This window comes from Providencia sp. PROV141 (assembly GCF_028481645.1).
Taxonomy (GTDB): domain Bacteria; phylum Pseudomonadota; class Gammaproteobacteria; order Enterobacterales; family Enterobacteriaceae; genus Providencia; species Providencia rettgeri.
In genome coordinates this window covers 23,799-36,761 of sequence record NZ_JAMPPR010000023.1, presented here as the reverse complement: position 1 = coordinate 36,761, position 12,963 = coordinate 23,799, and the positions used below count along the sequence as shown (strand labels likewise).

12 protein-coding genes are annotated in these 12,963 nt (G+C 37.9%); 2 read left to right on the top strand and 10 right to left on the bottom strand.

The genetic code is table 11. The annotated features are described in order from the left end of the window. Positions 1 to 50 precede the first annotated feature (50 nt). The 7 genes from PSF09_RS15970 to PSF09_RS15940 form a co-directional block, all read right to left on the bottom strand. Positions 51 to 917, bottom strand: a complete 867-nt coding sequence (locus tag PSF09_RS15970; RefSeq protein WP_272666304.1) for an MrpH family fimbial adhesin — start codon at positions 915 to 917, stop codon at positions 51 to 53. Between the two features lie 66 nt (positions 918 to 983). Further along, entirely contained in the window at positions 984 to 1,538 is a 555-nt protein-coding gene (locus PSF09_RS15965; RefSeq protein ID WP_272684146.1) for a fimbrial protein, read from the bottom strand. Further along, positions 1,538 to 2,032 carry a fimbrial protein gene (locus tag PSF09_RS15960; protein ID WP_272684145.1) on the bottom strand — a complete coding sequence of 165 codons (495 nt, stop codon included), beginning with the start codon at positions 2,030 to 2,032 and terminating at the stop codon, positions 1,538 to 1,540. Before PSF09_RS15960 ends, PSF09_RS15965 begins: the two co-directional genes overlap by 1 nt. Before the next feature lie 11 nt (positions 2,033 to 2,043). Further along, positions 2,044 to 2,535: a fimbrial protein gene (locus PSF09_RS15955; protein ID WP_272684144.1), complete on the bottom strand. Its 492-nt coding sequence runs from the start codon at positions 2,533 to 2,535 to the stop codon at positions 2,044 to 2,046. 11 nt (positions 2,536 to 2,546) lie between these two features. After that, the gene (locus PSF09_RS15950) at positions 2,547 to 3,284 is read right to left on the bottom strand and encodes a fimbria/pilus periplasmic chaperone (RefSeq protein WP_272666308.1); all 738 of its coding nucleotides are present in this window, start codon (positions 3,282 to 3,284) and stop codon (positions 2,547 to 2,549) included. A 33-nt stretch (positions 3,285 to 3,317) separates the two neighbouring features. Continuing rightward, entirely contained in the window at positions 3,318 to 5,807 is a 2,490-nt protein-coding gene (locus PSF09_RS15945) for a fimbria/pilus outer membrane usher protein (RefSeq protein WP_272684143.1), read from the bottom strand. A gap of 96 nt (positions 5,808 to 5,903) precedes the next feature. Continuing rightward, positions 5,904 to 6,497, bottom strand: a complete 594-nt coding sequence (locus PSF09_RS15940; protein ID WP_125894947.1) for a fimbrial protein — start codon at positions 6,495 to 6,497, stop codon at positions 5,904 to 5,906. Positions 6,498 to 7,461: 964 nt separating this feature from the next. On the opposite strand from PSF09_RS15940, the gene zur reads away from it, so the two are divergent. Beyond that, entirely contained in the window at positions 7,462 to 7,977 is a 516-nt protein-coding gene (zur, locus tag PSF09_RS15935) for a zinc uptake transcriptional repressor Zur (protein WP_272666310.1), read from the top strand. 167 nt (positions 7,978 to 8,144) lie between these two features. Here the strand turns inward: zur and lexA are convergent, their stop codons facing one another. Then, entirely contained in the window at positions 8,145 to 8,762 is a 618-nt protein-coding gene (gene lexA, locus PSF09_RS15930; RefSeq protein WP_004915217.1) for a transcriptional repressor LexA, read from the bottom strand. 136 nt (positions 8,763 to 8,898) lie between these two features. After that, positions 8,899 to 9,273 carry a diacylglycerol kinase gene (locus PSF09_RS15925; RefSeq protein ID WP_004915220.1) on the bottom strand — a complete coding sequence of 125 codons (375 nt, stop codon included), beginning with the start codon at positions 9,271 to 9,273 and terminating at the stop codon, positions 8,899 to 8,901. A gap of 126 nt (positions 9,274 to 9,399) precedes the next feature. Between PSF09_RS15925 and plsB the strand changes: the two genes are divergently transcribed. Beyond that, positions 9,400 to 11,889, top strand: coding sequence for a glycerol-3-phosphate 1-O-acyltransferase PlsB (gene plsB, locus PSF09_RS15920; protein WP_272666311.1), 2,490 nt, complete (start codon positions 9,400 to 9,402; stop codon positions 11,887 to 11,889). Positions 11,890 to 11,972: 83 nt separating this feature from the next. On the opposite strand, the gene ubiA is transcribed toward plsB, so the two are convergent. Beyond that, entirely contained in the window at positions 11,973 to 12,827 is an 855-nt protein-coding gene (gene ubiA / locus PSF09_RS15915) for a 4-hydroxybenzoate octaprenyltransferase (RefSeq protein WP_272666312.1), read from the bottom strand. Between the last annotated feature and the right edge of the window lie 136 nt (positions 12,828 to 12,963).

The window sequence follows — 12,963 nt, the reverse complement described above, 5'->3', positions numbered from 1 at the left end:
TAGGCAAAACCGTCAACATGGGAAATGACGAATCCAAATATCTATTTAAATCATGGAATAGTTAAGACAAGGGTAATGCGGCCACTAAATTTCCCCGGAGCAACTGCACCATTGGTTCTTAGTGTTGATGCCACTTGTACTGGCCAAACTTGATTAGCTTTTACTGATTGAACCAATCCTTTTGATGCCGATTGATTATTTAATGTCACGTAAGACTGCAATTCACCATTTGGTCGTAAATACACATTATCTTGCTGTAAGTTTGAAGAAACCTTAACACTCATATCCTTATTACATTGAATATAAAATAATCCAGTTTCTACATCACCATTGAGTTCATCTGCATTTAAAGCACCGTGATTTAGTTCAAGAGAATTCGCACTACCTGTCGGTGAGGTAAAATAACATTTTCCTGCTGGAGGGGGAGCTATCCCACAAATTCCACCCGGTAATATTTTCCCTTTACTCTCACGTTGGCTATCTCCTAAAAAAAGCCCAACACATTCATCTGTTGTAATCCTTCCACTGTGCCGACTCGACCCTCTATATGGAAAAGTTAGCCCGCACAAATCTCTTGCATCACCAATGATGGCTTCCATGGTTTTATAGGTTGCAAAATTAATACGACAATCCCAATCTATTCGAGAAGCAACACCACCAGTGTCTTTACCTTCATGTAAGTGGTTTATTGTAAAGTAACATTTTTTAGCACCAACAGCCCCCAATACAGCGACACAGGGATTACCTTCTGTTGGAGAACTAGCTTTCCAATAATCAAATTGATAATGATAAGTATTATTAGTAGCGCTGGTTGATTCAACTTCTTCCACATAAGAAAAATAGGTTGAACCGTAACTTCCCACACCAAAAAATAAGAACGGTATGGCTAATATTAATTGCTGAATTCGTTTTCCCATTTTATATCTCTTTATATTCATTTGAACGTGTTGATATCACCATCGGATGAGGTTCTGAGAATAAAATTACTCGTACTCAAATAAAAAAGTTGCCGTTGCCGCAATACGCCCTGTTTTAATTTGCTTGTTATTGATCGCATCAGGGGTTGCTTTAAGAAATGTATTAAATTTCAATTCATTTTTTCCGGTTTTAAGAATCGGTACCAATGATGAAAACTGATTTACTTTAATTTCTTCACCGCTAGAAAGTTCAATACCAATTCCTAAACCTGGGTTAGATTCTGCACCTGTCAAAGCTAAATAGCCTGACATTTGCCCATGTTCAGCACCAGTAAATTTCACTTTCATTTTTTGAGCGATAGATAAATCACAATTCGATAATACAAGCGTTAGCTCTTTACGCGGTAATTGGTAGGTCGGGTCATAAATATCTAATAATCGGATATCCCCAAAATCCACATCCATCGTTTTATTTTCAGGTAAAACGACACAAGGTGAATTCACCAACGTCCCTTTGACTTTGACATTGTTTTTAGCAGCGAAAACAATATTGCTACTTAAAAATGTCATAGTTATCAAAGAAAATAATGTTCCAATTAAAAATGAGGGCGTTTTTTTCATTACTGATACTCCACGACCATGGTGCCATTAGCAATAAAATCACCGGTCTTTAATTCATTATTGCCATTTCTGACTAATACAGCCCAAAGTACACCCGGGGAGCTAGGATTAATGAGGTATTTTTTACCTAACTCCAATTCGGTATCCGCAAGCTGGAATTTTACTGCAAGATTATTAACGCCAGTATTTAACCCATTTCTATCAAAGTCACTTTTTATTCCATCTAACATCAAAAACATAGACCAATTATTTTTATTTTCGCCACATTGAATCTGGTAATTAACCTGTCTTTTTTGGTCATTACCTTGAATTGACTTTATTGATACATTGCCAAAATCGACTTCAATATCCTTACCATCATCAATATGGCAAGGCGGTGGTGTAATTAAGTTCCCTTTAATCTTAATCTCTGTTTCATAATCCTTAGCGACTGATGTAAACGATAAAATGGTACTGAGTAACACCAACCCGATTATGTTATTAACAATCTTCACATCTCAGCCCCTTATTGATACTCCACTTTCAACGTCGCATTTGCCGTAAAACTTTTTGCGGGTAAATCTGTACCACTTTTTTTCACTAATACGGCATACAGTTTTAATGGATTTGCAAAATTAAAAGCGCGTTTATTTTTCAGAGGGAAATCGCTGGTATCCTCTTTAAATAACACTGCGAGATTATCAACGTCTGTTTTTAGTAAGCGTTGATCAAAACTTGCTGATATACCCTCGATAAAAATGTTCAGTTTAGGTTGGACGCCATCTTTACACGTCACCGTATAATCAATGGGCGCTTTATAAACCTCATCTTGGACACGTGTTGTTAATACATCGCCAAAATCAATTTCAATTGTTTGTCCATTATTAATTGAACAAGGCTTTGATAGCACTTCTCCTTTAATATCAATGTACAGGAATCCTGAAAAACCAAATACATTCGATATTTGTAAAGTGAGTAATAACACAAATACCTTTGTTAATGTTTTAATAGACATCATGGCATCAAACCTTATTTTCTGGGTAGCACTGTACATTCAGCTGAACTGCAACTAAATTTCAAATCCATCGTTCCACCAAAATCATTGAGATAAACCAACGTTGGAGATGAACCTAAATCGTTAGCAACTTTGCCTAAACTTGCCTCGCTAAATGGCGCAACCATTACAGGTTCAAAATTTTGAACTTCTGTATTACCTTTTTTCAGTTTCGTAATAGATAAAAAGTAAGGCGATGGGTTTTTCACGGTATAATTCGCGCCTTGCTTAAAGATCTTCATCTCATTTTCTTGAGGAATAACTTCCATTCTTTCTTTAATCGCAATTGCTGCGGGGCGATAAAAAAGTTTAATTTTTGTCTGTAATGCAATTTGCAACACATTTACTTTTTCACTACGTGGTGGAATTTCTCTCACATTGAGGTAATAAACACTTTCCCTATCTTTAGGTAGCTGTGCTACAGCAGGAATTGCCTGTATTTTAATTTGGCTTTTAGAATTAGCTTCGATACGATGCACTGGTGGAGTCACAACAAAAGGTGAGTTTACTTTTTCATCTTTGTCATTTTCTATCCACGCCTGAGCTAAATACGGGCTAGTCAAATGTTCATTAGTCAGTCCCATACCGACTGTTTTGTCTTGTTCATTATAAATAACACGAGTTCTATCTAATGCAATTGCTGAATAAGCTGATTGCGTTAATAAAGAAAGACTTATCGCAGTTATAATTTGAACTTTACTTATAAGTTTCATATTTTCACCGTTGACGTTAAAACATATTTATAATTATTTGCATGGCAGCAACATTGTATGTTCCATGCCACTTTCTATTTTTTCAGGTAATTGAATATGACAAGATGAGTTATTACCCCAAGTCACCTCAAGAATATCTGATGGGTTAATACCCGCTAAATAAATAAATCCGTTATCTGAAACGATGCCAACTTCAACATTATTTTCATTTTTGACGGATGCACCAAATGGTGGATAACTATTATTTGCAAGATGAATTGTTCCCAATATTTTTTCACCTTGAATGACATTAAATTTCCGGTATCCAATAGCCCCTTCTGTTAATGTCGCATGCTGTGTCGATTGAACTGCTTCTGCATTATCCGGCACATTGTTTAAATCTATTCGTATATTATTACGGTTATAATCCATAACACTGGTGATAACAGCTTTACCATATCGATTGGTTCGTATCGGTGTTATCCCTGTTTGCACTGGGATATCAGCAACACCATTCGTATCTAACAATATTCTTGACCCGCCATTGATTGAAGTATTACGGTGTAAAGCACCACCTTCTTGAGTCATGGTCAGGCCCCCTTTCAGTTGCATCGAAAGAGCTGATTGATTATCTTGAATATAAGTCCCACTCAGATTAAGTTGCGCTGTATCACCATCATAGTTGTACATCCCTGATGTTGTTACCTTGTCTTTATCCCATGTACCTGCTGAAATTGAATAAGTACTGCGTTCGTTGATACGGTCATAATAATTAACGCTGTGACTGTTCGTATTTTTTGCATAAGATCCTGAGTAACTAATACTCGCTTGGTTACCATTCAATGGAATATTTAAATTAAGATAAACCCCGTCATCATCATTTTGATCTGACTTCGTTTTGTAAGCTGTCAAACTAAGGCTTAAATTTTTAATTTTTCCTAAATCAAAATAATTGGAAACCGTTAAATTGTATTGGTCCGTTGATGCTCTATTCCAATAAGTTTGATGTGAGTAGTTTAAATACATATTAGTATTATATTCAGGGAATGCCGTACCAAAGATAATCGTATAGAGCTCTTTACCACTATCAACCGTACTTTCATTATAGCGACGGTCAATAAATTGGCTCATGCTCATATAGTTTTTTTCAGAGAAACGATAACCCGCAAACGTAATTTGGCTATTAATATCATCAAATTGCTTGGAGTAAGTTAAGTTATACGAATTCCCCGTCAATGTTTGGTTATTTTCGGTTCTTCCCATTTCAGCACGAGAAATACTCAAGTTCCCTGACAATACACCAAATGGCGCTAAGTCACGGCCTAAACCAATCGCAATATTTTGATACTCTGATGAACCAAGAACACCACCATAAACGGTTGTATTATTAGTCACACCCCATGATAAAGATCCCAAGCTAAATGCTGGCCCTTGAGTATCATGTTCATTCTTAGTCGGTTTACCCACAACAAACTGGTAAATCAGCTGACCTGGTCGAGTCAATGTCCCTAAACGAGAGGTTTCCACTTTATAGTTGGTCACACTACCATCTTGTTCTTGAATAGAAACATCTAACGTACCGCCACCAAAAGAGTTCACATCCTGAATACGAAACGGCCCAGGGCTAACTTCTTTTTGATAAATAATACGGCCATCTTGCTTCACAATAACGGTCGCATTGGTTTTGGCAACTCCCGCAATTTCAGGTGCATAGCCTTGTAAACGCGGAGGTAGCATAGATTCATTGGTTTCTAAACTCGCACCAATATAACGAATACTGTCGAACAGTGTTGAAGACAGATACTGTTCACCAAACGTTAGCCTTGAATTTAAAGAGCGAATAGCTCTATATGCATATAACTGATTCCATGACCATGATTGGCCACCTTTATTTAATTGGCCTTTCTGTGTTTGCCAATCACCTCTAAAACGCCAAGCTCCAATATTAGTGCCCATTGTCCCAGTTGCGGTAATACCTGAATCTGTTCCTTTGTCACCCGTTTGTTTTTTAACAACCCGGCCCGTTGCATTATAGTCGATAAAAGCACCTAAAATGCCATCATCCCAACGTGAAGGTGGATCCCAATTCGGGTCTTCATATTCCATATAAGCTTGAGGAATACTGATGTCGACAATATTTTTTGCAAGGTCACCTTGAATTCGCATTTCGGGTACAGAACGAATATCTAGACACTGGCCATCAAGTAACCAAGTGACTTTATTTTTCCACTCTGGCTTTAATCCTAATTGCTCATATAATTCAGGCGTAATACAAGCTAATGATATTTTTTCATCATAATTAGGCGTAAAAAATATAATAGATTGTTCCATGGAAATTTTGACTTTATTTACAGAGATAGCTAAAGAGTAATTTCCAGGTGGGATATAATTGGCGTGAGAAAATTTACTAAAATCAACATTTTCAGTACTGTCTGCTTCTAAAAAGTCAGTATTAAAATCAACCGCCTCTTCAGAAAATGCAATCATTGGCGTTAATATTAAAAGCATTAATTTTGTAATTAAATTGAGTTTCATGCTTTTCATTCAACTATGCCGCCTATCAGACTAAAAATGAAAAAGAAGGTAGAAACATATGGCGTCATCAATACGCCACATGTTTTTACTTAACTAAGCTTGAACTTATTGGTAAATAATTTTGAAGTTAGCAACGGTGTTAAAGCTACCAGTTGTTGCTTTTGCGTCCGCTGCTTCATTACCTTTAACGTATGCAGAGAAATGAAGAGTGGTTTCTTTACCATCACCTGCATTTAATGCGTATCCATCACCTGTACCTGGGAATGCTTTACCAAATTCAACAACTTTGTCAGCACCATTAGTGATTACGATACCCGCATTTTTAACTTTTCCACCTAAGCCAAGTAAGTCACCAGTGAAACCTTGGAAACCAGAAATAGTTGGGCCAGTGAAGGTAATTTTTGCGTTTTTATACGTTTCAGTTGAACAGTTTTTCAATACGATATCGAAGTCTCTGTTATCTGAACGGTATTGGTTAGATGTCAGTTCATGTAATGCAATTTCACCAAACTCAACTAATTGTTTTAAGTTGTTTGCATCAATTGAACATGGAACATCATTAATGAAACCAGTGAAACGAACTTCACCTTGTGAGCTTTCAACCGTTGGTGGAGTTACTGGATCTTCAGCCACTGCAACACCAGAAATTCCAACACCTAAACCTAAAGCCAGAGTTAATGCTAATTTATTCAGTTTCATAAACATTTCCTTTAAATGAGTAGGAAGTAGCTGTCTCTTTTCTGATTTTTATTGATAAGGAATCAGTTTTATTTTTTTGATTACTTAACAGTGAAATTTTTCAGTCATCCAACATCATTAATTTCATTCAGATTAGAGGTGAATATATAAATAAGATCCTTCTCACTTATGATTTTTAAAAAGTTTAAATTTTTTAATTCATTATTTTCTATTCAATATTAATAATTCCTGTGAAAGTTAATTCTCAAAAATTGATATAGAAATAGAAAATGATTTTTTACACATACCTGCCAAAACTTTCTGATGTCAATTCTACATAACCGATATTTATTGTCAAAATGAACACAAATTTAGAGTTAAACCAGAATAAACAACCTTACAAATTAAAAGTTAAGATATATAAAACCAAAGCAATGCTAAAATATACATTTCAAATTTATTACTTAGAAAAATTTATATAAAACCATCATTTCTTACTTATAAATATCTCAAAATATGTCAAATTATAGATAAATTTATATTGGAGTTTAAATCTATATAAATTGATTTATTAGAATTTAAATCGGTTATAATTATCAAATACAAACATTAGGTTCGAAAACTGAGCATTAAGAAGTGATAAATCGAAGGTTGTAAATTACAGGTAAGATAAGTCTTAATTAAAATTACATCAAATTGAAACCAAACATTTCAATTAACTGTTCATAATTAGTTATGTATATATAATACATTTGTTTAATATATGTTTCATTTTGTCTGTTTGTTTTTAAATAAAATGAAATATCATTTTTTATATTTTATTTAATTACTCCCTGTATTTTCTTTATTAGTCAAAAAAATACTCAACAAAGCTAAAATTTTTTGATAGCAACGCATTCATCTCTTGATTCTCTATAGTTCAAGAAACTGTGATAAACTTGTGTGCAGTAAACATTTGCATTTTTCAACGGGTGGGGTCAGTAAAATGGAAAAGATGAGTGAAAAAAAAGTTCTTGCGATGGCAGAACATATTTGCCAATCAAGAGGCGTCAGGCTGACACCACAGAGAGAAACGGTATTGAGCCTAATAGCACAACAGCATGGTGCGATCAGTGCTTATGATTTACTCGACTTACTACGTGAAATTGAACCTCAAGCTAAGCCACCTACTGTTTATCGTGGCCTTGAGTTCTTAATGGAGCAAGGTTTTATCCATAAAATCGAATCAACCAACAGCTATGTTGTCTGTCACCATTTTGATAACCCAAGCCATATCTCTGTTATGTTAATTTGCGACCAGTGCGGAAGCGTAACGGAAAGTGATTGCACAACGATAGAAGCCGCAATTATTAATTTAGCAGATGAGCACCAATTCCGCTTAAGGCATACCGTTGTGGAAAACCATGGCTTATGTAAAAATTGCGACGAGGTGAATAGCTGCCAAGATCACGAACATTGTCATCATAATCATGAACAACCTATAACCCCTAAGAAGAAATAAATAGCTGTATTGCTATATCGTTTGATGAAATGCAAAGAGAAAATAGAGAAGAGAAAAAATATAAGAAAGGAAACAAAACAGGCAGACTTCAGAATAAAACCATGAAATCTGCCTGCAATCGTCTTCGCCGTCTGTAACCTACTATTACAGCTGGTTGCTAACGAAAATTAATACCAATCACTGTTACGAATAACCCCAACCGCTAAACCTTCAATAGTGAAATTTTGCTGACGCAAGTCAACAACAATAGGTTCGAATTCTGGGTTTTCTGCTATTAACTCAACACGGTTACCCTGTTGCTTAAAACGTTTAACAGTGACTTCATCTTCGATGCGTGCAACAACCACTTGCCCGTTATGTACATTTTGTGTTTTATGCACAGCTAATAAATCGCCATCCATAATACCAATATCTTTCATGGACATCCCATTCACACGCAATAAGAAATCGGCATGTGGTTTAAACAGCTCAGGGTCAACTTGATAGTGGCTCTCAATATGTTCCTGTGCTAATAATGGTTCGCCAGCGGCTACACGTCCAATCAGAGGTAACCCCTGATCTTCGGTTTCTTCTTCAAGAAGCAGACGAATACCTCGAGATGCGCCTGAAACGATTTCAATAACCCCTTTACGTGCTAAAGCCTTTAAATGTTCTTCTGCCGCATTAGGCGAACGAAAACCAAGGCTTGCTGCTATCTCAGCACGTGTAGGAGGCATACCCGTCTGCGAAATGTGGTCACGCACCAGATCGTAAACCTGCTGTTGTCGAGCCGTCAGTGCTTTCATTCCGTTCCCCTGTTTGTTTATACAGTCAAGCTGTGAGTATATACAGGTAAATGAAGATTTGGAACAGTTAAATCGCTCAATTTAAGCATTTGTTATCGATTTATTTTCTTTTTACCTGATTAAGTAACCAAACACCTTAACCAGGGAAATAGCGCTGCCATAATACGAGTACCCAAATAAACAACGCTAAACCGATACTCACAAATACTGCGGCAGAACCAATATCTTTAGCTCTCCCTGAAAGTTCATGATATTCACTTCCGATACGGTCAACTACGGCTTCTATCGCGCTATTCAGTAATTCGACTATTGCCACCAGTACAACAGAACTCACTAACAAAATTCTATCTATATAGCTGATATCTAAATAAAATGCGATAAAAATTGCAATAATCGCAGCAACAGATTCCTGCCTAAATGCCGCTTCATTAACCCAAGCTGCCTTCAAACCTTTAAGGGAATACCCCGCTGCTTTAATCACTCGCGTGAAGCCCTTAACTTGACTCGCCATATTTATTCCTTAAAAAATACAAACAATAATCGATTTTTACGGTCAAAGTGAATTGTCAGTAACAGATCTAACCATGTATTTCTGGTATGATTGTGCAGCATTGTTAACAAGAGGCTATAATCATTTATGTCACTATGGCGTAAAATATATTACAACACGTTGAATTTACCACTTAAATTATTGGTAAAAAGTAAACTAATTCCTTCGGATCCCGTCACTGAGTTGCAGCTTGATGTCAACAGGCCAACCCTATACGTATTACCTTATCATTCGAAGTCTGACCTCCTCACGCTACGGCACCAATGCTTAGCTATTGGTCTGCCAGACCCGCTGGTCGACAATGATATCAATGGAACGAAGCTTCCGGCCTACGTTTTTATCGATGATGGCCCACGTGTTTTTCGCTATTATTCACCGAATCCACGTAAGGATTCAGTAAAAACATTCCATGCTTATTTAGATTTGCATAAAAACAACCCAAATCTAGATATTCAAATGCTACCGGCATCCGTGATGTTTGGGCGTTCACCTGGCCGTGAAGGCCATACCCCAGCACCACCACTGAAACTGTTAAACGGTATCCAAAAATTCTTCGCCGTTTTATGGTTAGGACGTGACAGCTTCGTACGTTTATCTCCGATTGTCTCTATTGGGAAAATGGCACAAGACCACGGTACAGATACCATTATTGCCAACAAACTTGCTCGTGTCGCACGTATTCACTATTCGCGCCAACGTCTCGCGGCAGTTGGGCCAAAACTCCCTGCACGTTATGAGCTGTTTAATAAGTTATTGACGTCAAAAGCAATTGAAAAAGCCGTTGAAGACGAAGCGCGCAGTAAAAAAATTCCACTCAAAAAAGCTCAGCAAAATGCCGTTGGGATGATGGAAGAAATCGCAGCCAATTTCTCTTATGAAGCAGTACGTTTAACGGATAGGGTTCTTAGTTGGACTTGGAATCGCCTTTATCAAGGCATTAATGTTCAGCACGCTGAACGAGTCCGCCAGCTAGCACAAGACGGCCATGAAATCGTTTATGTGCCATCCCACCGTAGCCATATGGACTACTTACTGCTCTCATATGTGCTATACCATCAAGGGCTAGTTCCCCCCCATATTGCCGCGGGGATCAACCTCAATTTCTGGCCTGCTGGGCCTATTTTCCGTCGTTTAGGGGCCTTTTTTATTCGCCGAACGTTCAAAGGCAATAAACTGTATTCAACCGTTTTCCGCGAATATTTAAGTGAGCTATTTGCCCGAGGTTACTCCATCGAGTACTTTGTGGAAGGCGGGCGCTCACGTACCGGTCGTTTATTACAGCCTAAGACGGGTACTCTCTCCATGACGTTACAAGCGATGTTGCGCGGTGACTCACGCCCTATCACCATTGTTCCTATCTACATCGGGTATGAGCATGTGATGGAAGTGGGTACTTACGCCAAAGAACTGCGCGGTGCAGAAAAAGAGAAAGAAGGCTTTTTCTCTATGGTTCGCGGTTTACGTAAATTGCGCAACCTAGGCCAAGGCTATGTTAACTTTGGCCAGCCAATTTCGCTTCCACACTATCTCAACCAGCGTGTACCTGATTGGCGCGACTCTATCGACCCTATCGAACCACAAAGACCAACTTGGCTAAACCCAACAGTCAGTTCGTTAGCCGATAACATTATGGTCAATATTAATAATGCAGCCGCAGCCAATGCAATTAACCTGTGTGCGACTGCGTTACTGGCTTCTCGTCAACGCTCACTGACTCGTGAGCAACTGGTTGAACAAGTCGACTGTTACCTGCAATTATTGCGCAATGTGCCATACACCGCAGATGCTACAACGCCAAATAAAACCGCCGAGCAATTGTTAGAACATGCTTTGCAAATGGATAAATTTGAAGTCGAAAAAGACAGCATGGGGGATATTATCATTCTTCCTCGCGAAAATGCCGTCTTGATGACCTATTACCGTAACAATATCCATCATTTATTAGTATTACCATCGCTAATAACTAGCATTGTGTTACACCATGAACGCATTAGCCGCCAAGATATTCACTATCAAGTAGGCCAAATTTACCCATTCTTAAAAGCAGAACTGTTTATGCGTTATAACAGTGATGAGCTACATGAGACGGTAGATACGCTAATTGATGAACTGAATAACCAAAAGCTAATTTGCCTAAAAGAAGACGATATGGTGGTGCTAAATCCTCGCCGTATTCGCCCATTGCAGCTCTTAGCCGCAGGCGTTCGGGAGACTTTGCAACGTTATGCAATCACATTGTCATTACTCAATGCGAGCCCTGAAATTAGCCGTAATACATTGGAAAAACAAAGTCGTATCCTTGCGCAACGCCTTTCTGTTTTGCACGGTATTAACGCTCCTGAATTCTTTGATAAAGCGGTATTCTCGACATTGGTCGATACCCTAAGAGAGGAAGGCTACATTGATAATAATGAAAATGATATCTTTGTTACCAATGCACAGAAACTGTACGCAGTTCTGGCTCGCTTGATGTCACCTGAGATTCGTTTAACCATTGAAAGTGTTAGCCAAGACGATGAGTTTTCTGAAAAAAAACCAACTGAAAGCACGCAATCTCCGGAACAAGTGAAAAGCTAATTGCGTTTTCTCAAATCCGTAAAACCAAAAAGGTCATGTTAGAAATAACATGACCTTTTTTACTTTGGCTCAATAACGGTAATTTAAAAATAACTAATAAGAATACCAATGAACAAAATTAAGCCAACAAAGTTATTATTCATAAAGGCTTTAAAGCAAGGTGCACGTTCACGATTAACCATCAATTGCTGCTGATAGATAAATAGACCCGCAACTAACACCAATGAAACATAATAAAGAGTTCCCAAGCCCGCCAGTGAGCCAATTACCAATAATAAGCCAACCATCAATAGTTGCAGTAAGCCAATAATCAGTTTGTCATATTGCCCAAATAAAATAGCGGTTGATTTCACGCCAATTTTTAAATCATCATCGCGGTCTACCATTGCATACTGAGTATCGTAGATCACCGACCAAATAATATTAACTAAGAACAGTAACCAACAAACAACAGGCAAGGTTTCACCAACAGCAGAGAAAGACATTGGAATTGACCAACCAAAAGCCGCACCTAACACCACTTGAGGTAAGTTACTGACTCTCTTAACAAAAGGGTAAACCCATGCTAAGGCCAAACCTGCAATCGACAACCAAATAGTCATTGAATTGAGTGTCAAAACCAGCAGAAAAGAAAGGCCAACGAGGCTAGCAAACAATATTTTTGCTTCTTTTTCTGTTACGTCGCCACTCGGGAGTGGGCGGTGTTTAGTCCGCTCTACGTGGCCATCAAAATGGCGATCAGCAAAGTCATTAATGACACAACCAGCTGCACGCATAAAAAATACGCCAGCAGTAAATACAATTAAAAGATGTAAACTTGGCGTACCTTGAGCCGCAATCCATAATGCCCAATATGTCGGCCACAATAGCAACAGTGAACCAATGGGTCTATCAATACGCATTAAACGGCTGTATGCATGCCATTTACTGAGCGTCATACTTCCCTCCACTTTGTCGTGCTCCTTTTCGAATTCCATCATACTTCAAATTGGGTATATTTTAATACCACCAACCTCTGCAACTTACTGATTTATATTTGTTGGCATAGTGTCATTGCAAAGACCTGAAAATTCA